This window comes from Oceanibacterium hippocampi (genome assembly GCF_900172325.1).
Classification (GTDB): Bacteria; Pseudomonadota; Alphaproteobacteria; order Sneathiellales; family Sneathiellaceae; genus Oceanibacterium; species Oceanibacterium hippocampi.
In genome coordinates this window covers 251980-276652 of record NZ_FWFR01000003.1, presented here as the reverse complement: position 1 = coordinate 276652, position 24673 = coordinate 251980, and the positions used below count along the sequence as shown (strand labels likewise).

Annotated in this window: 23 protein-coding genes; 11 read left to right on the top strand and 12 right to left on the bottom strand. The window is 65.5% G+C overall.

Annotation, left to right across the window (positions count from 1 at the left end; genetic code table 11):
• Window positions 1–77: 77 nt before the first annotated feature.
• Both OCH7691_RS16630 and OCH7691_RS16625 read right to left on the bottom strand, forming a co-directional pair.
• Window positions 78–848: a crotonase/enoyl-CoA hydratase family protein gene (locus OCH7691_RS16630; RefSeq protein ID WP_085884710.1), complete on the bottom strand. Its 771-nt coding sequence runs from the start codon at window positions 846–848 to the stop codon at window positions 78–80.
• Window positions 849–1057: 209 nt separating this feature from the next.
• Window positions 1058–1804 carry a sulfite exporter TauE/SafE family protein gene (locus OCH7691_RS16625; RefSeq protein ID WP_085884709.1) on the bottom strand — a complete coding sequence of 249 codons (747 nt, stop codon included), beginning with the start codon at window positions 1802–1804 and terminating at the stop codon, window positions 1058–1060.
• A gap of 94 nt (window positions 1805–1898) precedes the next feature.
• On the opposite strand from OCH7691_RS16625, the gene OCH7691_RS16620 reads away from it, so the two are divergent.
• A complete protein-coding gene (locus OCH7691_RS16620) occupies window positions 1899–2585 on the top strand; it encodes a FadR/GntR family transcriptional regulator (protein ID WP_085884708.1) in 687 nt (228 codons plus the stop codon).
• 23 nt (window positions 2586–2608) lie between these two features.
• On the opposite strand, the gene OCH7691_RS16615 is transcribed toward OCH7691_RS16620, so the two are convergent.
• Window positions 2609–2878, bottom strand: a complete 270-nt coding sequence (locus OCH7691_RS16615) for an usg protein (protein WP_085885142.1) — start codon at window positions 2876–2878, stop codon at window positions 2609–2611.
• Window positions 2879–3205: 327 nt separating this feature from the next.
• Here OCH7691_RS16615 and groES point away from each other — a divergent pair, with 327 nt between their 5' ends.
• Together groES and groL are read left to right on the top strand one after the other, a co-directional pair.
• Window positions 3206–3520 (top strand): co-chaperone GroES, encoded by a 315-nt coding sequence (groES, locus tag OCH7691_RS16610; RefSeq protein ID WP_085885141.1) that lies wholly within the window; start codon window positions 3206–3208, stop codon window positions 3518–3520.
• Between the two features lie 56 nt (window positions 3521–3576).
• Window positions 3577–5202 carry a chaperonin GroEL gene (groL, locus tag OCH7691_RS16605; RefSeq protein ID WP_085884707.1) on the top strand — a complete coding sequence of 542 codons (1626 nt, stop codon included), beginning with the start codon at window positions 3577–3579 and terminating at the stop codon, window positions 5200–5202.
• Between the two features lie 88 nt (window positions 5203–5290).
• Here groL and OCH7691_RS16600 read toward each other — a convergent pair whose 3' ends face one another.
• On the bottom strand, window positions 5291–6511 hold the full coding sequence (locus tag OCH7691_RS16600) for a bifunctional alpha/beta hydrolase/OsmC family protein (protein WP_085884706.1): 1221 nt from the start codon (window positions 6509–6511) through the stop codon (window positions 5291–5293).
• A gap of 53 nt (window positions 6512–6564) precedes the next feature.
• Window positions 6565–7527: a LysR family transcriptional regulator gene (locus tag OCH7691_RS16595; RefSeq protein ID WP_085884705.1), complete on the bottom strand. Its 963-nt coding sequence runs from the start codon at window positions 7525–7527 to the stop codon at window positions 6565–6567.
• Between the two features lie 144 nt (window positions 7528–7671).
• On the opposite strand from OCH7691_RS16595, the gene OCH7691_RS16590 reads away from it, so the two are divergent.
• Window positions 7672–9132, top strand: a complete 1461-nt coding sequence (locus OCH7691_RS16590; protein ID WP_085884704.1) for an MFS transporter — start codon at window positions 7672–7674, stop codon at window positions 9130–9132.
• Between the two features lie 38 nt (window positions 9133–9170).
• Here OCH7691_RS16590 and OCH7691_RS16585 read toward each other — a convergent pair whose 3' ends face one another.
• The 6 genes from OCH7691_RS16585 to OCH7691_RS16560 form a co-directional block, all read right to left on the bottom strand.
• A complete protein-coding gene (locus OCH7691_RS16585; RefSeq protein WP_085884703.1) occupies window positions 9171–10220 on the bottom strand; it encodes a tellurite resistance/C4-dicarboxylate transporter family protein in 1050 nt (349 codons plus the stop codon).
• Window positions 10221–10507: 287 nt separating this feature from the next.
• Window positions 10508–11299 (bottom strand): crotonase/enoyl-CoA hydratase family protein, encoded by a 792-nt coding sequence (locus tag OCH7691_RS16580; protein ID WP_085884702.1) that lies wholly within the window; start codon window positions 11297–11299, stop codon window positions 10508–10510.
• A 96-nt stretch (window positions 11300–11395) separates the two neighbouring features.
• Window positions 11396–12286, bottom strand: coding sequence for a LysR substrate-binding domain-containing protein (locus OCH7691_RS16575; protein ID WP_085884701.1), 891 nt, complete (start codon window positions 12284–12286; stop codon window positions 11396–11398).
• A 198-nt stretch (window positions 12287–12484) separates the two neighbouring features.
• On the bottom strand, window positions 12485–13795 hold the full coding sequence (locus OCH7691_RS16570; RefSeq protein ID WP_085884700.1) for a TRAP transporter large permease: 1311 nt from the start codon (window positions 13793–13795) through the stop codon (window positions 12485–12487).
• 6 nt (window positions 13796–13801) lie between these two features.
• The gene (locus tag OCH7691_RS16565) at window positions 13802–14329 is read right to left on the bottom strand and encodes a TRAP transporter small permease subunit (RefSeq protein WP_085884699.1); all 528 of its coding nucleotides are present in this window, start codon (window positions 14327–14329) and stop codon (window positions 13802–13804) included.
• Window positions 14330–14419: 90 nt separating this feature from the next.
• Window positions 14420–15457, bottom strand: a complete 1038-nt coding sequence (locus OCH7691_RS16560; protein ID WP_085884698.1) for a C4-dicarboxylate TRAP transporter substrate-binding protein — start codon at window positions 15455–15457, stop codon at window positions 14420–14422.
• Between the two features lie 149 nt (window positions 15458–15606).
• On the opposite strand from OCH7691_RS16560, the gene OCH7691_RS16555 reads away from it, so the two are divergent.
• From OCH7691_RS16555 to OCH7691_RS16525, 7 genes are all read left to right on the top strand, one after another.
• Window positions 15607–16590 (top strand): NADPH:quinone oxidoreductase family protein, encoded by a 984-nt coding sequence (locus OCH7691_RS16555; protein ID WP_085884697.1) that lies wholly within the window; start codon window positions 15607–15609, stop codon window positions 16588–16590.
• A gap of 236 nt (window positions 16591–16826) precedes the next feature.
• Window positions 16827–17558, top strand: a complete 732-nt coding sequence (locus OCH7691_RS16550) for a GntR family transcriptional regulator (RefSeq protein ID WP_085884696.1) — start codon at window positions 16827–16829, stop codon at window positions 17556–17558.
• Window positions 17558–18043 (top strand): Zn-ribbon domain-containing OB-fold protein, encoded by a 486-nt coding sequence (locus tag OCH7691_RS16545; RefSeq protein ID WP_085884695.1) that lies wholly within the window; start codon window positions 17558–17560, stop codon window positions 18041–18043. The genes OCH7691_RS16550 and OCH7691_RS16545 overlap by 1 nt, the downstream gene beginning before the upstream one ends.
• Window positions 18043–19161 carry a thiolase C-terminal domain-containing protein gene (locus tag OCH7691_RS16540; RefSeq protein ID WP_085884694.1) on the top strand — a complete coding sequence of 373 codons (1119 nt, stop codon included), beginning with the start codon at window positions 18043–18045 and terminating at the stop codon, window positions 19159–19161. Before OCH7691_RS16545 ends, OCH7691_RS16540 begins: the two co-directional genes overlap by 1 nt.
• An 8-nt stretch (window positions 19162–19169) precedes the next feature.
• Window positions 19170–20726: an AMP-binding protein gene (locus OCH7691_RS16535; RefSeq protein ID WP_139839752.1), complete on the top strand. Its 1557-nt coding sequence runs from the start codon at window positions 19170–19172 to the stop codon at window positions 20724–20726.
• 12 nt (window positions 20727–20738) lie between these two features.
• A complete protein-coding gene (locus OCH7691_RS16530) occupies window positions 20739–21929 on the top strand; it encodes a thiolase family protein (RefSeq protein ID WP_085884692.1) in 1191 nt (396 codons plus the stop codon).
• A gap of 135 nt (window positions 21930–22064) precedes the next feature.
• Window positions 22065–23615: a class I adenylate-forming enzyme family protein gene (locus OCH7691_RS16525; RefSeq protein ID WP_085884691.1), complete on the top strand. Its 1551-nt coding sequence runs from the start codon at window positions 22065–22067 to the stop codon at window positions 23613–23615.
• A gap of 18 nt (window positions 23616–23633) precedes the next feature.
• Here OCH7691_RS16525 and OCH7691_RS16520 read toward each other — a convergent pair whose 3' ends face one another.
• Window positions 23634–24551: a helix-turn-helix domain-containing protein gene (locus OCH7691_RS16520; protein ID WP_085884690.1), complete on the bottom strand. Its 918-nt coding sequence runs from the start codon at window positions 24549–24551 to the stop codon at window positions 23634–23636.
• Window positions 24552–24673: the final 122 nt, after the last annotated feature.

Genomic DNA, 24673 nt, shown 5'->3' with positions numbered 1-24673 from the left:
GGCCTTCCCGCGCCGACCATGACCGGCCGGCTTGGGTCCGCAAACGCGTCAGCCTTGGCCTCCGGAAGTCGCTTGTTTCAGATATCGAAGAAACTGCCGTGCCGGCCGTGACCGGCGGCGAACCGCGCGGCACCGGGCAGGGCCTCGTCCGCGATCACCGCCTCGCCACAGCGGCCTTCGTTGATCAACGCCTCGGCAAGTGGCAAGTCCCACTGCCGGTAGGCCGACATCCGGTCGGCCCGCATGCACGCCTGCGGGAAGCGGGCGAGCTCGACGGCGAGCGCCTCGGCCGCCGCGCGGGCCTCGCCCTTGCCCACGACCCTGTTGACCAGGCCCATGGCGAGCGCCTCGTCGGCCTTCACCGGCCGCCCGGTCAGGATCAGGTCCATGGCATGGCCCGAGCCGATCAGCCGCGGCAGCCGCACCGTGCCGCCGTCGATCAGCGGCACTCCCCAGCGCCGGCAGTAGACGCCAAGCACCGCGTCCTCCTCGGCGACCCGCATGTCGCACCACAGGGCGAGTTCGAGGCCGCCGGCGACGGCATGGCCGGAGATCGCCGCGATCACCGGCTTGCCGAGCAGGAGGCGGCTCGGTCCCATCGGACCGTCGCCGCGAGGATCGAGGTGGGTGCCGCGCGCGGGATCGCCGAGCGCCTTCAGGTCGGCGCCGGCGCAGAAACCTTCCCCGGCTCCCCAGAAGACCGCGACGCTGGCCTCGGGATCGGCGTCGAAGGCGCGGAAGGCGTCGGCCAGCGCCTGCGCGGTCGGCCGGTCGACGGCGTTCCGGACTTCGGGCCGGTTCAGGATGACGGTTGTGACGGGCCCCGATTTCTCGACGGTAACGGACATTGCTGGGTTCCCTGGCTGGTTTCGCGCGAACGAGTTGTGGATTCCGGATGCCCGGTAATGCAGCCGGCATCGCCGGGCGGTACGGGCCATCACCTTGCCACGACCGCGCGATAGTAGTGAAGCTGGCGGCGCCGCAATAACGAAAGATAGAGCGGTACTGGCTTCGACCATGACCGATGCAACGGATCGTGGCGCCAGGGGGCGCTCGACTACAGCATGAAGAAGGCGGCGGCCATGACGAAGCCGACCGTGGTGATGAAGACGCGAAGCGCGGTGACGTTGGTGATACGCCGCGCCAGTTTCGCCCCGAGATAACCGCCGACAGCCGAAGCCACGCCGAGGATGAGGGCGGAGGGCCAGTCGATCAGGCCGGCGGCAATATAGGTCGCGACGGAGACCAGCGACAGGACGGCCGAAATCGCGTTCTTCAGGCCGTTCATCTCGTGCAGGTTCGTGAAGCCGATGATCCCGAAGGTCGCGAGCAGCATGATCCCGAGGCCACCGTTGAAATATCCCCCGTAGATCGTCACGGCGAGCAGCAGGCCGAGCGCTGGCCAGAGCGGGACGCTTGTGCCTTTCCGGGTCATGCGGCGGAGAACGGCGGGGCCGAAGAGAAAGGCGAGGGTCGCGAGCAGGAGGAGCCACGGGACGATGCCAGAGAAGATCGCCTGCGGGGTCACCAGCAGCAGCAGCGCGCCGAGGAAGCCGCCGACGATTGCCGTGATGACGATCGCGCGCAGGCTCGGGACGCTGTTCTTCCGCAGATCGCGGCGGTACGCCCAGGCGCTGCCGATATAGCCCGGCAGCGCGGAAAGCGTCGCCGTCGCGTTCGCCATGATCGGCGGTACGCCGACCCAGACCAGGGCCGGGAACGAGAGGAACGTGCCGCCGCCTGCCACGGCATTGAGCGCCCCGGCGGAGAGCCCCGCGATCGCGAGAACGATGACAGACAGCATGGAACCCTCCGAGCCCTGAAAACCGGCGCGAGGGATTGCACATCCGGCTATTGGTCTGCAAATTGGTCCGTATCCTTGAGCAGGGACGTGGCAAATGACGCGAAGTAATGCGGGGGCGGTACTGGCCGGGCTCCGGCGCCTTCTGGACGAGGATGCCCCGCTGCCGGGCGCGCGGTTGCCGGCGGAACGGGAGCTGGCGGCACGGTTCGGTTGCAGCCGCCAGACCTTGCGGACGGCACTGTCGGTGCTGGAGGAGGCGGGGGAGATCTGGCGCCACGTCGGCCAGGGCACGTTCCGCGGGCCGCGTCCGCGCGGCCACCCCGTTCGCGAGAATATTCTGGTTCAGGCGACGTCGCCGCAGCAGCTCATGCGCGCGCGCCTGATGATGGAGCCGCCGGTCGCGGCCGAAGCGGCCCGGGCCGCCTCATCCGCCGATATCGGATACCTGCGCGGCCTCGTGCAAGCGGGACAACTCGCCCGATCGCGCGGGGAATGCGAACAGGCGGACGCGCGGTTTCATCGCGGTATCGCGGAAACCGCGGGCAATCCGGTCCTGCTCGGTTTGCTGGACTATCTCGCGGGCGCGCGGAGGCGCGCGGCGTGGCAGCAGGAGTGGGAGCGCACCTACCGCCGTGTCGGCGCCTCGGAATTCACCGGTCTGCACTGCGAACAGCACGGAATCATCGTCGATGCCATTGTCCGGCGCGACCCGGCCGGCGCGAGCGAGGCCATGCGCATCCACCTCGAAACCATCGAGCGTGTCATGCTGGCCCGTCCATGACCGCCAGCCGCGCTATCGGCAGTTCAGTGTATTGCGATGATGCCGTCCACCGCCTGCCATTCTGACGGCTGGATCAGTCGATGGTGGGCAACGCGGACCGAATGCAGGGGGCCCTCAAGAGCCTCGGTCCAGTAATCGAGGAACCCGCGCAGTTCGGGAAAGTCCGGGGCGAGATCGTATTCCTGCCAGATATAAAGCTGCAGCAGGCTCGGGTGGTCCGGCAGGTGATAGTGGATCTCGGCTGTCGTCAGGCCGTAGCCCTCCATCTGCATGCGGAACTCGCGGCTTGCCATCGCGATCATTCGCGGCCTCCTTTCACAAGCGTCAGCCAATCGATCCGGCCCGGAAGCGGGCACGACAACGGACCGATCTTGCGTGACAGGCGAAAAAATTCAAGCCATTCGCTGCGGAAGAACCGGAAATAATGCCGCAATTTCATGGCACTAGCAGTCTCCCCCTGCGAGTGACAAAAATTTGCCCTCACCCTCTTGAAACGCGGATTTCGCGTCATTAGTTCCCAATGCGCGCGATGCCGCATGGGTCGCGCGGCCCCGTACCGGCCCACCCGGGCCGGTGCGGAGGAACCTCTCGAAAATCTGTTTGTCCTTGAGGAGAACGATATGACGTTCCGCCCATTGCACGACCGAATCCTGGTCCGCCGCATCGAAGCCGAAGAGAAGACGGCCGGCGGCATCATCATCCCCGACAGCGCCAAGGAAAAGCCGAGCGAAGGCGAGGTCGTCGCCGTTGGTCCCGGTGCACGGGACGAAACCGGCAAGCTGGTCGAACTCGACGTGAAGGTCGGGGACCGCATCCTGTTCGGCAAGTGGTCGGGCACCGAGATCAAGCTCGACGGTGAAGACCTGCTGATCATGAAGGAAAGCGACGTGATGGGCGTGATCGAGACGCCGTCCGCCGCCAAGAAGGCCGCCTGACGGCTTCTTGTCCTGAATATCCAGTCAACGAAAACTGCCTCTTGAGGAGTGATCCAATGGCTGCCAAGGAAGTCAAATTCAATTCCGACGCCCGCGAGCGGATGCTGCGGGGCGTCGATATCCTCGCCAACGCGGTCAAGGTGACGCTGGGTCCGAAAGGCCGGAACGTCGTCATCGACAAGTCGTTCGGCGCGCCGCGCATCACCAAGGACGGCGTGACCGTGGCGAAGGAAATCGAGCTCGAGGACAAGTTCGAGAACATGGGCGCGCAGATGGTGCGCGAGGTCGCCTCGAAGACCAACGATCTTGCCGGTGACGGCACCACGACCGCGACCGTGCTGGCCCAGGCAATCGTCAAGGAAGGCGCGAAGGCCGTTGCGTCGGGCATGAACCCGATGGACCTGAAGCGTGGCATCGACAAGGCTGTCGACGCGGTCGTCGCCGAATTGAAGGCCAACGCCCGCAAGATCAGCAACAACGACGAGATTGCCCAGGTCGGGACCATTTCCGCCAATGGCGATGTCGAGATCGGCCGCTTCCTCGCCGAGGCCATGCAGAAGGTCGGCAACGAGGGCGTGATCACGGTCGAGGAGGCCAAGACCGCCGAGACCGAGCTCGAGGTGGTCGAGGGCATGCAGTTCGACCGCGGCTATCTGTCCCCCTATTTCATCACCAACCAGGACAAGATGCGCGTCGAGTTCGACGAGCCCTACGTGCTGATCCACGAGAAGAAGCTCGGCAATCTGCAGGCCATGCTGCCGGTGCTCGAGGCCGTCGTCCAGTCCGGCAAGCCGCTGCTGGTCATCGCCGAGGATGTCGAGGGCGAGGCGCTTGCCACCCTCGTCGTCAACCGGCTCCGTGGCGGCCTGAAGGTCGCGGCCGTCAAGGCGCCGGGCTTCGGCGATCGGCGCAAGGCGATGCTCGAGGATATCGCGGTCCTCACCGGCGGCACCGCGATCAGCGAGGATCTCGGCATCAAGCTCGAGAATGTCACGCTCGACATGCTCGGCCGCGCCAAGAAGGTCGTCATCGAGAAGGAGAACACCACGATCGTCGACGGCGCCGGCTCGAAGTCCGACATCGAGGGACGCGTCAAGCAGATCAAGGCGCAGATCGAAGAGACCACCTCCGACTACGATCGCGAGAAGCTGCAGGAGCGGCTGGCGAAGCTCGCCGGCGGCGTGGCGGTCATCCGCGTGGGCGGTGCGACCGAGGTCGAGGTCAAGGAGAAGAAGGACCGCGTCGACGACGCGCTGCACGCGACCCGTGCCGCCGTCGAGGAGGGAATCCTGCCGGGTGGCGGCGTCGCCCTGCTCCGTGCCGCAAGGGCGCTCGACAAGGTCGAGACGGACAATCCGGACCAGAAGCATGGCGTCCAGATCGTCCGCCATGCGATCGAGGCGCCGGTACGCCAGATCGCCGAGAACGCCGGTGCCGAGGGCGCCATCATTGTCGGCAAGCTGCGTGAGAATGCCGACTTCTCCTACGGCTGGAACGCCCAGACGAGCGAGTACGGCGATCTCTTCAAGCAGGGCGTGATCGACCCCGCCAAGGTGGTCCGCACCGCCCTGGAGGACGCCGCGTCGGTCGCCGGCCTGCTGGTCACGACCGAGGCGATGGTCGCCGAGAAGCCGAAGAAGGAAACCGCCCCGGCGATGCCTGCCGGCGGCATGGACTTCTGATCCGGCAACAGGTGGTCCCGCTCCCCTTTGGGGGAGCGGGCCGACCGGCCCCGGTGCGGCCGGGCCGCGAGTCCGGGACAGGCGGAGATCAATCCCCGGACGGGTCTTCGCCGCCGGTCTCCGTCAGGACGGTCTCGATCGCCGATCCGCGCACGAGGGTCAGATCGACCGGACAGCGGTCGGCGATGGCCAGTATCCTTTCCCGCTGCTCGTCATCGAGCGGACCTTCCAGGGTGATCGTCCGGGTGAAGAGATCCGCCGGCGTCTCATCCTTGCGTTTGGAGTGAACGACCTCGGTGCGTGCCTGCTCCAGCGGAAATCCCTTGCGCCGGGCATACATCCGCATCGTCATCGTGGTGCACGCGGCGAGGCCGGCGGCGACGAACTCGAAAGGCGACAGCCCGCTTCCCATGCCGCCGACGCTTTCCGGCTCATCGGCAAGGAAGCGATGCGCGCCGCTCCGCATCGCTAGCTGGAACTGGCCCTTGCCGGTTTCTTCCGCCACCACCCCCGCCGCTTTCTCGACCTGGGGGAGATCGTCCCGCAGGTGCGGCAGGTAACGGGTCGCCCAGGCGGTGATCATCGCGGCCGCATAGTCGGCATCGGCCCGCCGGGTCAGCAGATGGTCCGCTCCGTCGAGGGAGACGAAGCTTTTCGGATGCTTCGCCGCCAGGAATATCCGCGAGGCGTTGTCGACCCCGACCGTCTCGTCACGCGGCGCATGGAGAATCAACAGCGGGCGGTGGAGGCGCGAGATCAGCGTCAGCAGGTCGTGCTCGCGGACATCGTCGACGAAGCTCTGCCGAACCACGAAAGGACGCCCGGCGAGCTGTATCTCGGCCTCGCCGTCCGTCTCGATTTTCGCGAGGCTCTCGGGATCGAAGTGGTTCAGGACATGGCCGACATCGGCCGGCGCGGCGATCGTGGCCACGGCGGTGATGCTTTTCATCCTGCCGGCGGCCGCCAGTGCCGCGGCGCCGCCGAGGCTGTGCCCGACCAGCAGGGCCGGCGTCATCCCCGCCGCGTGCATGGCGTCTCCGGCGGCGACGAGATCGTCGACATCCGCCGCGAAGGTCGCCTCGGCAAAGGCGCCGTCGCTCGACCCGAGCCCGGCGAAATCGAACCGCAGGACGCCGATGCCGTTCTGCGCGAGGGCGCGGGCCAGCCGGACCGCCGCATGGCTCTCTTTCCCGCAAGTGAAGCAATGGGCGAATACGGCCCAGCCACGGGGCGTCGTTTCCGGCTGCTCGATCCGGCCGGACAGCCGGTAGCCGCGCGGGCTGTGAAAATCGAACGTTCGGCTTGCCACGGATGTGGTCTCCTCTCTGTTTTGCCGATCGGGGCATGGCGGAATAACCAACGTCAGGCATCGGTGACCGGTTCACCGGGAGCGGCCGATCTCGGATGCGGATGGCCCCGGGCCGGCAGGCCTGACGATCCCGCGCAGACCTCCCGGATGCAAGCGCGCAGCCAGCGATGCGCCGGATCGGCGTCCTGCCGGGGATGCCAGAGCAGCGAGACGGTGATGTCCGGCGTGGCAACGGGGAGAGGGAACGAGTGCATGCCTGCCCGCAGGTTGCCGGTATGGCGCTCGGGAACGCTGGCGATGAGGTCCGAGGCGCGTGCGAGCGCCAACGCGGCCGAGAAGCCGCCGACGATGGTGACGATCTTCCGTTCCAGCCCGAGCGCCGCGAGGGCCTCGTCGACCGGGCCCCGGTCGCGTCCCAATCGCGAGACGAGGATATGCTCGCTTGCCGCGTAGCGCGCCGGCGTCATCTCACCGGCGATCAGTGGATGGCCGGCTCGCATAACGCCGATGACACGGTCGCGAAACAGTGCCTGAACGCGGATCTCCGGGCTGATCGCGTCCCCCACGACGCCGGTTTCAAGGTCGACGAGGCCGTCGCGCAACAGCCGGCTGTCCTTGTCGGGCTTCTGCACGAAGCGGAGCCGCACCCCGGCCGCCTCGTTGCGGACGCGGGCGATGAGGTCGGGCCCGAAATTCTCGACGAAACCCTCGCGAGTCCGCAGCGTGAAAGTTCGCGCAAGCCGCCCGAGGTCAAGCGTTTCGGCCGGTCGCAGGACTGCCTCCGCGTCCTGGACGAGGCGGCCGACCCGCCCCCGGAGTTCAAGGGCTCTCGGGGTGGGAACAAGACCGCGGCCCGCGCGGACGAGCAGCGGGTCGCCGGTCGTCTCTCGCAGGCGCGCGAGCGCACGGCTCATCGCCGAGGGGCTCAGCCGCAACCGCGCCGCCGCCCGGGCGACGCTGCCCTCGGCGAGCAGAACGTCGAGCGTGGCGAGCAGGTTGAGATCGGGCTTCGACATGGATCGATCCTATCACATCGCACGGGTTTGATATGGCGTGAAATGCATCTATTGACTGCAAATGATGCGCGTTCCGCCATGCCATGGCGCGCACTAGCTTCGCGATGACTCCAGTGCCGGAGTCGTCGAAGAACGGAGTGCCAGATGAAAGCAGTCATGGCGGAATCCGATCGCGCCGGATCGGGCGGGGCGGCGGACGGTATCGCGAAGAACGGTCGGTCGGAGCGCTGGGCGCTTGCCGGCCTGTCGCTCTCGATGTTGCTGACATCGCTCGGCATCTCGATCGCGAATGTCGGCCTGCCGACTTTCGCGGAGGCCTTCGGTGCCGCGTTCCAGCATGTCCAGTGGGTCGTTCTCGCCTATCTCCTTGCCATCACCACACTGGTGGTCAGCGTCGGCCGTCTCGGCGATATCGTCGGCCGTCGGCGGTTGCTGCTGGCCGGGATCTTCCTGTTCACGGCGGCATCGGGGCTTTGCGGCGTCGCGCCTTCCCTCTGGCTGCTGATCGCCGCCCGCGCGGCCCAGGGCGCCGGGGCCGCGGTCATGCTGGCGCTGACCATGGCGCTCGTCGGCGACACGGTTCCGAAGGCGCGGACCGGCCGGGCGATGGGGTTGCTCGGAGCCATGTCGGCCGTGGGCACCGCGCTTGGCCCATCGCTCGGTGGCATCCTGATCGCGGAGCTCGACTGGCCTGCCATCTTCCTCTTCAACCTGCCGCTGGGCGCACTGGCGTTCCTGGTGGTATGGCGCCACCTGCCCGTTGATCGATTGGACGCGGCGGCCGTGCGGCCGGCCTTCGACAACCGGGGAACGCTGCTGCTTGCGTTCGCTCTCGCCGCCTACGCGCTCGCCATGACGATGGGGCGCGGCGACCTCGGCCCGCTCAACGCCGCCCTGCTGCTGGCCGCGATCGCCGGTGCCGGGCTTTTCGTGCGGGCAGAGATGAAAGCGCCGTCGCCGCTGGTGCGCCCGGCCCTGTTCCGCGATCCGGTCCTGCGCGCGGGCCTCGTCATGAGCGCGATGGTCTCCACGGTGATGATGGCCACACTCGTGGTCGGGCCGTTCCATCTTTCACTGGCGCTCGGCCTGGATACGGCGCTCGTCGGCCTCGCGATGTCGGTCGGGCCGCTTGCCGCAGCCTTGACCAGTATCCCCGCCGGCCGCCTGACCGATCGCCTCGGCGCGCAGCGCATGACCGTTGTCGGGCTCGTCGGCATTGTGACCGGGTGTCTTCTCTTGTCGGCGATGCCGGCGACGGCAGGGGTCGCCGGCTACGTTGCGCCGCTTGTCGTCATCACGTCGGGCTATGCGCTGTTCCAGACAGCCAACAACACGCTCGTCATGAAGGATCTCCCGGCCGATCGGCGCGGCGTTGTTTCCGGAATGCTCAACCTGGCGCGCAATCTCGGGCTGATCACCGGCGCGTCGGCGATGGGGGCCCTGTTCTCCCTTGCGACCGCGGCGGTCGACCTGGCCAGCGCGGATCCCGGTGCCGTCGCCACCGGCACGCGGATCACCTTCGCGGTCGCGGCATTGCTGGTCGCGGTGGCACTGATCGTCTCCGTCGGAAACCGGGCATTCGCGCACCGCGAATCGGGGGGCTGAAACGCCCCCCGCGACGTGCCGGGAATCCGTTCGGCGGTCTACCGGCTGCCGGAGCCAAGGCGGCTGTCGACCAGCCCGGCAAGGGCCGCGATCCAGGCCGCGACGGCAAAGACCAGGAAGACGGTCGATAGCGACATCAGGAAGGAGACGTGCAGTATGTCCGCCAGGTGGTGGGAGCAGACGGAATACATTCCCAACGGAAAGACGGCCCCCCAGTACAGCGGGTCATAACTGAACGGTACGCCACGGAGCAGGTAACGCCACAGCCCGAGGATGACGAGCAGTGGGATCCACCAGCTTCCCACGGCCCAGAAGCAGAGGGTCAGGCCCTTCACGAAGGGCAGTAGGTCGGTGACGACCGGTGACAGGGCCGCATGTTCCACGAGCGTGGCGCCGGCCAGCGTCGAAATCGCCGCCGCGCCCATGTTGATCCAGTATGACGGCGTGAGGTCCTCGGCCCGCATCCGGAAGAACGTGTAGCGGAGGAAAATCATGGTCGTCAGCCACAGATAGAGCACCCCGCCGCCGAGCCAGAAGGCGAGCGCCACGACCATCAGCGGATCTTGCAGCGCCGCAGGAACCGAGGCGGGCAGCACCAGAACGGTCAGTATCGAGACCGACTGTGTGGCAACGACGCTGACCAGCCAGCCGCCGTTGAGACCCTCGTCCAGTCCCGGCTTGTCGCGATGGACGGTGAGCATCGCGAATATGCCGTAAGTCATCACGAGCCAGAGCAGGGCAGTGGTCAGCCAGACGACGACCGCCAGCCCGTCGGCCGCCATCTGCAGTTCGAGTTGACTGCCGAACACGCCAAGCGCCGCGACGATCGTGAAGAAACCGACCCCGCGGCTGTAGCTTCGCAGATCCGCCGTGAATGCCTGCGTGTGGCGCAGGATGCGGACGCCTGTCGCGGCCACTAGGACGACCAGGAAGACCGCATTCAGCCAGAACAGCAAAGTCGGCAGGAAGGCGATGTGCTGCAGTTGCAGCGCCAGCGCGACGATACCGGTGGCCATGACGAGCGCGAAATAGGCCGGATGCAGGGTTTCGATCTGGTCGGGGATGCCGCGCTTGAAACTGATAGCCATCGAAGGGATTCCGGATCGCGATTGCAGGAGGTCGCGCCCTTCGGGCGACCGAGCCGGGCCTTGTCGGCGGACGTGTTCGCCAGATGTCGTCCGACTCCAGCCTTTTGCCGTTGCTCGCTCGCGCCGGGGCGTCGGGCGACGCAACCGTTCACCGTCTAAACCCCGGCGCGACAGGCGGCAAGAGTGCGTGTAGCCGATCCGCGCCTCGACCTCTTTCGGAAAGGCCCTGCACGCCGTCCGTCAATCGGGCAACCGGCGCGGGGGCTGTCGACGCCGGGGCGGAATCTTCATGTCCCGGAGTAGGCCGGCGGACGCCGCTCGATCCAGGCCGCCAATCCCTCCCGGGTGTCGTTGGTGGGCACCATTTTTGCGAACTGTTCGCTTTCGGTCAGAAGTCCTTCGGCGATCGTCATGTTGAGCCCGCGTGTAACGGCGGTGATGATACTCGCCGTGGCCAAGGGCGAATGCCGCATGATCCGCTTGGCGAGCGCTCGGGCGGTGCTCATGACGTCGCTTGACGGCACCACCGCATTGATCAACCCCATCTCGAGGGCCTGCTCCGGGCCGAAGGGGTCGCCGGTGAGTAGCAGTTCCAGCGCCCGTTTCCGGCCGGCGAGACGGGGCAGGCGCTGGGTTCCCCCGAACGTCGGCGGGATCCCGATGCAGATCTCCGGCTTGGCGAACCGGCTTGTCTCGCTTGCGACAGCCAGGTGAGCCGCCTCCGTGATCTCGCATCCGCCGCCGTATGCGAGGCCGTTCACCGCGACGATAACCGGCTTCGGAAACGCTTCCAGACGGGCTGTCATGGCCTGTCCGCGACGGACGAAATCCTTCACGGCCCTGACCGGTCCCTGCTTGACACTCTCGTAGAACTCGTGAATGTCGCCGCCGGCCGAGAAAGCCGTGTCTCCGGCGCCCGTCAGGATGATCGCCCGGACGAGCGGGTCGATCTCCAGATCGTCGAGATGCCCGAGCAGCGTGTCGGCGAGTTCGTAGCTTATCGCGTTGAGCTTTCCGGGCCGGTTGAGCGTGAGTGTGGCGATGCCGTCGTCGATATTGCACAGCACTGTATTCGACATGAGTCACGTCTCCTGTGAGGAATGGTCCCGACAGGGTCATGTGCGGCACGACTTCCGGCAAGCGAGTAAGAGTCCGTTTGAGTGACAAGAATTCACTCAAACGGCCGAGCCGGCCTCCTTGCGCAACCATCGCAGGAAGGCGTCGACTTCGCGGCGCGGCTCGCGGCCTTCCGGCATCGTGATCCAGTAGCCGGTCGGAATCGGTAGCGGTGCGAAGGGAAGGGGGGCGATATCGGGTCGGTCGAGGACATCCCGGCAGAGAGGCAGCCGGCAGAGCGCGACCCCGAGGCCAAGCGCGGCGCCGTCAAGGGCAAGGTCTATGTTGTCGAAATGGAGCTGCCGCGCATCGGGCATCGCCATCCCGTGCGCCTCGAGCCAGGTCGGCCAGTCGTTCTCGACGGACGACACGCCGATCAGGTCGACCCTGGCCCAATCGATGGAATCGTCACCGGCCAGGATTCCATGCAGATAGTCGGCGCTTGCCACAGGTATCACGGCTTCCCGAAACAGCAGCTCCGATCTCGCCATGGGCCAGGGCCCGGCGCCCATCCGGATCGCCACGTCGACGCCGTCGAGCGGGAAAACCGCCTGCCGGTGGCTGGTGTCGATCTGCAAATGGATGTCCGGGTACATGGCGCGAAAACGTCCAAGCCGCGGGATGAGCCAGCGGCGGGCGAACGTCGGGGCGACACTGACATTGATTCGCCGCTCCCCGACGATCGGTGAAATGCGCCGCGCGCCGGTCGCGATCATCGACAGGCCCTCGGTCACGTGCGGGAGAAAGTCACGACCGGCCTGAGTCAGCGCGAGGTTGCGTCCGTTTCGCTCGAACAGCCGGATTGCCAGCCAGTTCTCCAGCCTGTCGATGCCATGGCTGACGGCACTCGGCGTCAGGGCGAGTTCGTCGGCCGCCTGCTTGAAGCTGTTGTGGCGCGCTGCGGCTTCGAACAGCCGCAACGTGGCAAGGGGCGGCAACCGGTAGCCCATTGTTATGTCCGCTACGATGAATCCCGTTCATTGTAGTGGATCGGAGCGCCCCCACCAACCCGCGAAGGAGGCTCGATGGTTACGCCGCCGATGGCCTTGCCACGGCCGCTCGCCGGGGCCTGTTCCTGCATGCGGCCGCGCGATCGGGGGCGCTGCCGTTTCTGGTTGCTCCGGCGACCCGCTGTCCCCCGGTTTCGACTATCCGATCATCAGTTCCGGCAGCCAGAGCGACAGTTCCGGCACCAGGAAGAGGATCGCAAGCACGACCATCTCGATGATCAGGAAGGGCAGGACGCCGGCGAACAGCTGTGCGGCGCTCACACGTTTCTCGGCGGAGCCAAGGACCGCGTAAAGGTTGAGGCCTACCGGCGGGGTGATCGCCGATATCTCGATCAGCTTGATGACGATCACGCCGAACCAGATCGGGTTCATGTCCAGCGAAATGACGATCGGGTAGAGGAAGGGGACCGTCATCACCATCATCGACACCGTGTCGACGAAACAGCCGAGCACCAGATAGATGAGCGTCACTGCGATGATGAACACGACCGGGTGGATGCCGGCATCGGTGACCAGTTCGGTGAGGCTGTCGACGAAACCCATCATCAGCAGCAGGCGGGTGAAGAGCATGCCGCCGATGATGATCAGGAACAGCACCGAGGTAACCGAAACCGACTGGCGCAGGGCGTCCCAGAAGGAAGCGGTCGTCAGACGCCGGCGGAAGATTCCGATGGCGAGCGCGCCTGCCGCGCCGATGGTGCCGGCCGCTGACGGTGGCATGACACCACTGTAGATTCCGCCGAGCACGATCATCACGAGGATCATGGCTGGCCAGAGGCCGCGAAAGCTCGTCAGGATCTCGGGGGCGGTGAAGCGCTTCACCGATTGCGGTGCCCATTCGGGGCGGATCCGGAGCATGACCCAGATGCCGATGCCGTAGGCAATGGCGGTCACGATTCCCGGCAGCAGTCCGGCCATCAGCAGCGAGCCGATGGATTCACCGGTCAGGATTCCGTAGATCACCATGCTGATCGAGGGCGGAATCAGCGCCGCGAAGGTTCCGGCAGCGGCAATGCAGCCGGCCGCGATCGAGCCGCGGTAGCCGAACCGGAGCATTTCCGGCAGGGCCATCCTGGTGAAGACCGCGCTGGCGACGACCGTCGAGCCCGAAACCGCGCCGAAGGCGGCCGAGGCCAGCACCGTCGCGTAGTACAGGCTGCCCCGAACCGCGCTGAACAGGCGATAGGCGGCCGTGTAGAGTTCAGCCGTGATGCCGGCCTTCGCCGCCAGCGATCCCATGAGGATGAACATCGGGACCACGATGAAGGCATACTGGCTGCCGATGCTGTACGGCAGCGTCATCAGCGTTCCCATGGCGAACGGCATGCCGGAGAAAATGATCATGCCGCCGAAGCCGACCGCCGCCATGCTGATGCCGACGGGAACCCCGATGGCCGTGAAGAGAAGCATCACCGCGATGGTGAGAACGCCGCCGAGAATAGGGTCCAACTGAGATTACTCCGCTTCCGGCTGGTCTGGTGCCTGGATGCTCTTCGAGGCAAACCAGCGGCCGATTTGCCGCATGCATTCCAGCGCTGCGACACTTGCGCCGGCGGCAACCAGGAACTTGCTCGGGTAGATCGGGAAGGAGAAGACCGCGTTGGCGGTTTCGCCGACCTTCCAGCTTGCCAGCGCCAGATCCCAGGCGCGCCAGCCGATCAGGCCGAAGGCGAGGGCGCCGGCGAACAGCGCGAACAACTCGAACCAGCGCCTTATCCCGACTCCCATCATGGATGTGATGATATCAACCTCGATATGTTCCCGCCGGGACTGGGCGTGACCCAGGCCGAGAAAGATGACGAGGACGAGCAGGACTTCCTGGAGTTCAAGCCCGGCTGGCACCGGGCTGTGGAGCAGATAGGTGCCGATCACGTCGATCGTGCCGATGGCCATGATGGCCAGCATGGCGATTGATGCCAGCGTGAAGGCCGCCCGTACCAGAAGACCGATCGCTCTGTCGATCCAGGCCAACGCGTAGCGCATAACCGGGTTCCTTCCTTGCGAGACCGGCAGGGAGAGCCGAAACCCTCCCTGCCGGATCGCGAGCGGGATAATTGCCGCGGTTGCGGGGGTTCAGTCTTTGAACGGGGCTTCCTTGCGCCAGTAGGCGACCATCTTTTTCGCGACGTCGCCGAGATTGCGCTCTTCCATTTTCTTGATCCAGAGTTCGGCGGGGTCGGTGGTGCGCTCATGCACCTTGTCCATGTCCTTGAAATCGACGATCTGGACGCCCTGCTCCTTTACCATCCATTCGAGCGCGTCTGCCTCGGCCGCGGTGGTAAGCTCGACGTCGCGCGCCATGGCTTCCTTGCCGACGGTCGTGAACAGCTCACGGACGTTTGCCGGCCATTCGTTGTTCCAGGTGTTCCAGTTCACCCAGATCGGCCAGGTCGGAATGGCGCCAAGGGCGTTGTCGCCGTCCCAGGCGAATTTCGCCACCTCGTAGAGCTTCGTCGCCTTGATCAGATCGTGCGCGTAGAAGGCGCAGTCGAGAGTGCCGCGCTGCAGCGCCTCGTACAGTTCGTTGGTGAGGACATTCACGCCGGTTGCGCCGAGTTCCTGCCACATCACCGGGATGTATTCGCCGTAGGAGCGCATCTTCTTGCCCTGGAAATCCTCGATGCTCTCGATCGGCGAGGTGCAGAAGGGCCGGTAGGTGTTCAGCGTGTGGAAATAGATGGGATAGACGTTGGCCCGTTTCAGTTCTTCCTGGATTTCCTCGGTCTCGTCGACGAGGCTCTGGGTGACGCGCAGCGCGTCACGCCCGTCCTTGAACTGCATCATCAGCGAGTTCGTGGCACCCGTCAGCGGCAGTTCGTTCGGGAAATAGGCCGGCGAAACCGCGGCCATGTCGATGGCTCCCGAACGCACGAGTTCAAGGAGTTCGCCGGACTTGCCCAGGGACTCGGACCAGAAGATCTTGATCTTGATGTTGCCGCCGCTTCGTTTCTCGACCTCGTCGGCAAACCACTGATCGACTTGCGAGCCGATGATATTGGCCGGCACGAAATGAGCCAGCTTCAGATTCAGCTTCGGATAGTCCTCGGCCTGGGCGCCGGTGGCGACCAGGGCGGCCAACGCCGCTGTCGTGAGCAGTTTCAGGATACGCATCTCGATACCTCCCCCAAGAGTCTTCAGCTTTAAAAACGCGCCAATGTGCACCGGGCGCCGGTTCCGTTGAACTTGCCAATGTCGAGCAAGCTTGGATATTGTATCCAAATTATTGAGAAGACCCACCTATGTCAATGGGAGTGGCGTTGATGAAGGCCATCGTATGCGATCGCTGGGGAGGGCCGGAAGTGCTCAGGCTCGCCGAGCTTCCGTCCCCGCAAGCGGGCCCGGACGAGATCGTCGTGGCGCCCAGGGCATGGGGGGTGAATTTCGCGGACCTCGTGCTGATCGGCGGCACCTATCATGCCCGTCCGCCGTTCCCGTTCGCGCCGGGAATGGAGGTGGCCGGCGAGGTGATCCGGGTCGGGTCGGGCGGGGCCAGCGCCTTCCGGATCGGTGATCGCGTCGCCGCCTACGCCGAATGGGGCGGCTTCGCGCAGGAGGTCGTCGTCAAGGCCGGGGCGGCAATGAAGCTGCCCGAGGAAATGAGCGACACGGAAGGCGCGGTCTTCCCGACCACCTTCGGGACGGCCTATATCGCTCTGGTCTATCGGGCGGGCTTGCGGGCCGGCGAAACTCTGCTGGTGACCGGCGCCGGCGGCGGTGTCGGACTGGCAGCGGTCCAGATTGGCCGCAAGCTCGGCGCGACGGTGATCGCGGCCGCCGGCAGCAGCGAGAAGCTGGCCCTGGCGAAGGCCAACGGCGCGGAATATCTGATTGATTACAATGAGGAAAATCTTTCCGATCGGGTGAAGGACATGACCGGCGGCCGTGGCGTCGACGTGGTTTTCGACCCGGTCGGGGCCGATGCCTTCGATGCCTGCCTGCGCTGTGTCGCGTTCGAGGGGCGGGTGGTCATCATCGGTTTCGCGGGCGGCCGCATTCCCTCCGCCAGTGCCGGCCGGATACTGATCAAATCCTGTTCAGTCATGGGCAGCAGCTGGACCTTCAGCCTGCTCAACCGGCCCGAGCGAATCGCCGAAACCCTGGACATGCTGACGCGATGGTATCGCGACGGCGCGGTCAGGCCGCATGTCTCCGCTGTCATGCTGTTCGAGCAGGCCGGCGAGGCGCTGAGCCTGGTCGCGAACCGCTCGGTGAAAGGCAAGATCGTTCTGACTGAACAGGACTGACCCTGCCTCGACAGTTCCAGCCGATTTTCCCGGGCCGGCTGCAAGCGCGCGTCTCCCCACATGTTTTGATTGTCCGGGGCTCTTGTTGCGTCGATCCTGTCAACCTGAAGCGGGCAGCGGGGTCCATCGGGACAACGTAAAGCCGATTGTCAATTCGCGGTTTCACGCGAGCGCCGGCAGAGGTCGTAACCTGCAAGCGCGTTGACGTCGCCGAAAGATAGGATACAATATCCAAAATGAACGCCAAGGAACCGATCACGCCCCTTGCCGAGGGCCGAACCGTTGTCGATCTGGTCGCGGACGCGCTCCGTCGCCGGATCATTCGCGGGGAAATGGCGCCGGGCAGCAAGCTGTCGCAGGACAAGCTGGCCGAGAGTTTTGGTGTCAGCCGGATTCCGGTCAGGGAGGCGCTTCGCCAGCTTTCCGCGGAAGGTCTTGTCGAACTGCACTCCCATCGCAGCGCCATGGTCTGCGAACTCGATCCGGAAGGCATGCTCGAACTGGTCGCGGTCGCGGGAAGCCTCGAGGCGCTGGCGGCGGAGCGCGGTGTTCCGCTGCTCTCCCGGGCGGATCTCGATGAAATGGCCGCGTTGCTGGCCCGCATGAAGGAAAATGTCTCCGATCCGGCCGAATGGTACCAGGACAACATGTGCTTCCACCTGATCGTCACGCGGGCATCGGGCTGGAAGCGGGCCTTCGGGATCATCCGCGAGGCGCGGCTCAATCTCATGCGCTACATGAACCAGTCGGCGCTGCACCCGACGCTCGTAGCGGGGTGGGATGCCGATCACCGGCAGATTTTTGAAGCCTGCCGCCAGGGCGACCAGGTCCAGGTGCGGCTTCTGCTGGATCTCCATTGGCGCAAATCGGCGCGTGAAATCCATAACCGGCTTACCTCCGACCAGAACGTCGAGCCGGGTGAGGCCGGGTTTCTCAATCGACCTTTCGTAAGCGGGGGAACTTCGTAATGACCAGTATGGCGTCGTCGAGCCGGCATGCCTGCCCGGGCGACAAGCTCATTCCGATCCGACCGGATCTGTTCACCGAACCCGACGCGTGCGGCCGGGTGCGGATGCTGGCGTCGCGCTGCCGGGACTGTGGCGAGCACATGTTCCCGGTGCGGATGCGCTGCGTCAGCTGCTACGGCGCCGATCTCGAGAAAGTACCCCTCGACCGGTTCGGAAAGGTCGAGAGTTTCACCGTCGTTCGCCAGGCGCCTCCGGGTTATGCGGGTGGCGTTCCCTATGTTCTGGGAACGGTGGTGCTGGGCAACCATGTGCGGATCCTGACCCACCTGATCGGCAAGCCCGACGCGGACTGGAAGGCCGGCGACCGTGTCGCCTCCTGTGCGACCGTGCTGCCGGTGAACGCCGGCGTCCACGGCGAGGTGCTTTCCTACGCGTTCCGCGATCCCGCGACAGACGACGATTCGACCTCAAAGGGGAGCGTATAATGACGACCGCGCATGTCATTGGTGTCGGCATCACCAAGTTCGGACGATTTCCCGGAAAGCCCGTCGAGGAACTGGCCAGCGAGGCGCTCGTCCGGGCGCTTGAAGACGCCAATATCGGCTGGGGCGACGTGCAGCAGCTCTACGCGGCGCATGTCAATCAGGGCGTCGCCGCCGGACAGCGCGTCGCCAAGGAGGTCGGCCCGTCCGGCATTCCCATCCTCAATGTCGAAAACTGTTCGGCGGCCGCCTCGACCGCCTTGCGGGAGGCAAGCCTGGCGGTCAGGGCCGGCGAGTACGACGTGGTCGCGGTCGTCGGTTTCGAGAAGATGCAGCATGGCGTTCTTCTGAACGTGCATCCCGAGGACAGCCCGGACGTGGCGATGGGCACGACGGTGCTGCCGATGCGCTTCTCGCTGATGGCGATGGAGCATATGGCGAAATACGGCACGACCGCCGAGCAGTTCGCGAACGTCGTCGTCAAGAACCGGGCGCATGCGGTTCACAATCCGAACGCCCAGTATCCGAAGCCTGTGACCCTGGAGGAGGTGCTGGGATCGCGGATGATCACCGACCCGATCACCCTGTTCCAGTGCAGCCCCACGACCGACGGGGCGGCCGCGGTCATTGTCTGTTCCGACAACTACCTGGCCAAACACGGCTCTGCGCGTGCCGTTCGATTACTGGCTTCGGGCCTGGTCTCCGACGTCGATGAGCAGGCGCACAACCATTTCAGCCTGGAAATGGTCGGCCGCAACGTTCGCGGCGTCTATGAACGCGCCGGTCTCGGGCCGGACGATCTCGACGTGATCGAGCTTCACGACTGTTTCTCGGTTGCCGAAGTGCTGGCCTACGAGGAACTCGGCATCTGCGCAGAGGGCGAGGGTGGCCGCCTGGTTGACGACGGATCGACCCGGGTCGGCGGCCGCATTCCGGTGAACCCGAGCGGCGGGTTGCTGGCGAAGGGGCATCCGCTCGGCGCAACCGGGCTCGGACAGATCGGCGAAATCGTGACCCAGCTGCGCGGCGAAGCCGGTGCCCGGCAGGTCGAGGGGGCGCGGATCGGCCTGACCTCGAACATGGGCATGTGGTCAAGCTGCATTCACATTCTGAGCGTGTGAGGGCGATCGTGAATCTCGATCTGCTGATACAGAACTCGGTCGCCCGCTTTGCCGACCGCCCGGCCATGGAAGACGGCCGGACCGTCCGCAGCTACGCCCAGCTCGACGAACGCGTCAACCGGCTGGGAACCGGGCTGCTCGGTCTCGGCCTTGCGCTCGGCACCCGCATCGCCTCGCTCCAGTTCAACTCGATCGAGACCCTCGAGATCGAGCTTCTGGCATCGCGCTTCGGTTTCGTCCGGACCTTGCTCAACGCCCGCAACGAAGCGTCCGATTTCGAGTATGCGCTCAATCATTGCGGGGCCCGGGCGCTGTTCTTTTCCGACCGGTTCACCCCGGTTGTCGAGCAGCTCCGCGAACGGCTGACCTCGGTTCAGGTATATGTCTGCATCGGCGATGCGCCGTCATGGGCCGTGTCCTACGAGGACCTGATCGCCAGTGCGAAGAACGCCCCTCCGGCCTACGAGGTCGGAGAGGACGACTGGCACAGCATCTACTACACGTCGGGGACGACCGGCCGGCCGAAGGGCGTGGTTCTGAGCCAGCGGAACTGGCTGGTCCTGATCCGCAACCATCTGGTCGGCCCGTTTCACTCGGCCTCGCAGGACGATGTCGTGTTGCACGCGGCGCCGATGTCGCACGCCTCCGGCGCGCTCGCCCTCAGTCACTTCCTGCGCGGCGCCCGGCAGATCGCGCTTCCGAAATTCTCGGCGCCCGAGGTGCTGGAGACGATCGAGCGGCAACGGGTCACGACGACCTTTCTCGCGCCGACCATGATCCATCTTCTGCTCCAGCACGAGGATCACGGGAAGACCGACAAGTCCTCGCTGAAGACCGTGGTTTACGGCGGCGCGCCGATGATCGTCGAACATCTCCGCCAGGTGCTTGCCGAATGGGGACCGGTGCTGCTGCAGGGCTACGGCCAGTGGGAAGCGCCTCAGTTGTTCACCTATCTCGACCAGCAGCAGCATGCAGAGGCGCTCGACAGCGGGCAGATCCATCGACTGGGCTCGGCCGGCATGCCGATCTCGTTCTGCGGCGTCGGGATCATGGATGACGAGGGCAGGCTGCTGCCGCCCGGCAGCGACGGCGAAGTGGTCACATGCGGCGACCATCTGATGGTCGGCTACCTGGACAACGAGGCGGCGACCAGCGAGATCCGGCACGGCAAGTGGCAGCGGACCGGCGACATCGGTCATATGGATGCCGACGGATTCCTCTATCTCACCGACCGCAAGAAGGACGTCATCATCACCGGGGGCAGCAATGTCTATCCCCGCGAGATCGAGGAGGTCATTCACACCCATCCGGAAGTCCTCGAGGCGATCGCAATCGGGATCCCCGACGACAAGTGGGGCGAACGCGTTCACGCCCTGGTCGTCTCCCGGTCCGGTGACGATTTCGATGTCGACTCCTTCATTTCCTGGTGTGGCGAGAAGTTGAGCCCCGATCGCCGTCCGCGCTCGGTGGAGCGTCTTCCGGAACTCCCGAAGACCGCCTACGGCAAGATCATGCGGCGCGAGTTGCGTGAAAAGTACTGGGAAAACAGAGACCGCAAGATCTAGGGGATATTCACTATGGGCAAGGCATACATCGCCGCCGCGTCGATGATCCCGTTCGGGAAATATCCTGACCGGACAGCGTCTGATCTCGGCCGCGAGGCAATCGGGAGCCTGCTGGAGGAAACCGGTATCGAGACGTCCGCGATCGAAGCGGTCTATGCGGGACGGGCATTCTCCAGCCACATCGACGGGCAGGTCGCTGTTCCCGGGCAGGTTGCCCTTGCGGCGAGCGGTATCTGCGACGTTCCCGTTTTCAATATCGACAATGCCTGCGCGGCCTGTCCCTCGGCGCTGCATCTCGCCACCCAGGCGATCAGGGCCGGCCAGTACGAGGCGGTGATGGTCATCGGCATGGACAAGCTCTACGCGACCGATCGTCGCCGGAGCATGCGTGCCCTGTTCGGCGCGATGGACGTCGAGAAAATGGCCTGGATGTCCGAAGCCCTCGACGGTGACGGCAAGGCCGGCTCGATCTTCATGGAGCATTACTACGCCCGCATCGCACGCGAGTACTTGAAGAATACCGGCGCGACCGAGCGCGACCTGGCCCGTATCGCGGTCAAGAACCGGAAGCACGCGTCCCTGAACGCCGTCGCCCAGTATCGCAAGCCGATGACCGAGGAAGAGGTACTTGCCTCCCCGGTTGTTGCCGAGCCGCTCAGAACCCTGATGTGTTCGCCGCTGACCGACGGTGCGGCGGCCTTCCTGGTCTGCTCGGAGAATGCCGGCAAGACCTTCGGATTGCCGCTGGTCGAAGTCGCCGCCTCGGTCGTCAGAAGCGGCATGCCGCAGCGCGGCACCGCCGACCCGGTTCTCGCGCGCGCCTCCGCCCGGGCTTTCGAGGAGGCGTCGATCGGCCCCGAAGACGTCGACCTGGCGGAAGTTCACGATGCATCCGCGGTCGCGGAGATGATCGCGATCGAGGAGATCGGCCTGGCGCCGGCCGGCGAGGCGAAGCGCCTTCTCCGGGACGGCGATACAGCCCTTGGCGGGCGGATCCCGGTGAACAGTTCCGGGGGCCTGCTGTCACGCGGCCATCCGGGGGCTGCCACGGGCGCCGCACAGCTTGTCGAACTGGTCTGGCAGTTGCAGGAACGCGGTGGCGACCGGCAGGTCGAGAAGGCCCGGGTCGGCCTGGCGCAAAGCTCGGGCGGGCTGGTCGCGGACGAGGCGGCGGCGACCGCCATCACGATCCTTCGCCGGTAGTCGCGGTTCCTTCCATTCGGTGAATGTCGCTGTTGTCGGCATCGAGACCCCGGACAGGCCCCGGCAGCGTGGCGCCCCCTGGCCCGGTCGACATGCCCGTTACCTGAATCCCTCTTGCATCTGGATTGTCCCCTGATGAACAACCTGAGCTATTTTCTGACGCGGACCGCGGCTGCGAATGGCAGCCGGCCGGCGATCTTTCACGGCGAGACGACCCACAGTTACGCGTGGATGGACCGGCAGGTCAGCCGGCTCGCCAATGGACTGGTCTCGCTGGGCCTGAAACCCGGCGATCACGTCGGCCTGATCCTGGCGAACAACCCGTCCGGACTGGTGTCGCTCTTCGCCCCCTTGCGGGCCGGCATGACCATCGTGCCGATGAATCCGAAGCTGCACCCGCAGGAGCATGGCTACATGCTCGAGAACTCCGAGTCCCGGGCGCTCATCGTCAGCGCCAGCCTGCTCGACGGTCTGCTGGCGGCCGATCCGGATCTTCCCGACCGGCTTGTCGTCATCGCCATCGATCGTCCGGCCGGCGACGATCCGCGGATCGTCGATTTCGCGGATCTGCTGGCGCGCAGCGCCGACCGTTTCGAGGACGCGGATGTCGACGCCGACGATATCGCCTGGATCTTCTATACCTCCGGAACGACGGGCAAGCCCAAGGGGGCGATGCTCAGTCACCGGAATCTGACCACCATGGTCAATACGCAGCTGATCGAATTCAATCCGGTCAAGGCGTCCGACCGACTGGCCTATATTGCGCCGCTGTCCCATTCGAACGGCCTGATGGCGTTCCAGCATGTGGCGCGGGCGGCCGGACATGTCTTCCCGACCTTCTCCCGCTTCACCGCGGGCGACTTCTACCGGATGGTCGAGCGCTACCGCGTGACCACGGCCTTCATGGTGCCGACCATCATCCAGATCATGCTCGACGATCCGAGCCACAAGGAACACGATCTGTCCTCGCTGCATACGGTGATGTATGGCGGCGCGCCGATGTATGTGGATCGCTTGAAGGAGGCCGTGGACACCTTCGGCCCGATTTTCGTCCAGGGCTTCGCCCAGGGTGAGGCGCCGATGGGCTGTACCTGCCTGCCGCGGGAAGAGCATCTCGCCAGGGACGAGGTGGGCGAGCGCCGGCTCGGATCGGCGGGGCGCGAATGCCTGTTCGTGAAGGTCCGGATATTCGACAATGATGGCAACCAGTTGCCGCCGGGCGAGGCGGGCGAAATCGTCGTGCGCGGCGATCTCGTCATGCGCGGATACTGGAAGAACCCAGAGGCCAATCGTGCTGCGCTGCAAGATGGCTGGCTGCGAACCGGCGATATCGGCTATCTCGACGAGGGCGGCTACCTGTTCCTGACCGACCGCAAGAAGGACATGATCATCAGCGGCGGGCACAATATCTATCCGCGCGAGATCGAGGAGGTCCTCTATCGCCACCCCGCCATCCAGGAGGCGACGGTGTTCGGCCTGCCCGACCGGAAATGGGGCGAGCGGGTGGTCGCGGCGATCGTCCGCAAGGGGGCGGCCGAACTGGACGAGGCCGGCGTGGTCGAATGGTGCCGCGGCAACCTGGCGAGCTACAAGAAGCCCACCGAGGTTCATTTCTTCGATGAATTGCCCAAGAGCGGCTACGGCAAGATCCTGAAACGCGAGGTCCGGATCCTCGTCGGCGGCTAGGCTGTCGGGGCCGGCGCGCTAAGGTGCGTTGCGCCGGCTCTTGCGGAACTGCTGCGGCGACAGCCCGACATGCCCCTCGAACATCCGGGTAAAGGCGCTGCGACTGCGGAATCCGACGCGTTCGGCGACGCGCTTTACCGGCAGGTTCGTTTCCTCGAGCAGGCTCCCGGCTTTCATGACCCGCAGGCTGCGCAACAATTCCATCGGGCCGCTGCCACAGGCGTTGGCGAAACGCAGCGCGAAGGTCGAACGGCTCATGCCGACTTCCCGGGCGAGGGATTCGACCGTATGGGCATCCCCCGGGGCATCGAGCATTCGGCCGAGCGCCTTCCAGATATCCTGATCCGCGAGCGCTGCCATCCAGGCGAGCGCAGGGTCGCCGGCGGAGAGCCGCTTTCGCAGGATCTCGATCATGCACTGCAGCAGCAGCGCCCGGATCATCGCCCGACTGCCCAGGCCGGGCTGTGAAAGTTCGCCGATGATGGCCTGCAGCGACGCCTGAAGCGCGCTGTCGGCGGCGGTTCTCTCGGTGATCGGTTCGCGCACCAGGTCGATCAGGTTGCCGGTGCCGCCGAGGCCGACCGAGACATGGGTGCAGAGGGCGACAAGCTGACTGTTGCGGTTCTGCTCCCTGCTGTCCCGGGCATGAAGCGCCAGGTTGAGCCCGGCTGGATTGCAGACGGGAAAGACGTCTCCGCCTTCTCCGAAGCTGCGCAGGGTGTGCGAGTGCATCGCGGGTACAAGGACAAGCGATCCCCTGCCAACCGGAACCTGTTGCTGGCCGGGCAGGCGAATCTCGCCTTGTCCGGCAAGAATGTAATGCAACGTGGCCGATGGGCGCCGCCCGAGGCCCAGATCGCAATTTCCGCGCAATTCGCAAAGCGCGAACGGCTCGGTATCGACGTCCATTTTGTCGAGAACATATTCGTAGGTCATGCTTGACGATACGCCCGGCCGGATGAACGGGCATAATCAATTTGGCGGAAAGGCACCAGATCCGGACCAAAAGGCACAATCGATTGCGCACATTCGGATCATCGGAATCCGAAACGGGAGAT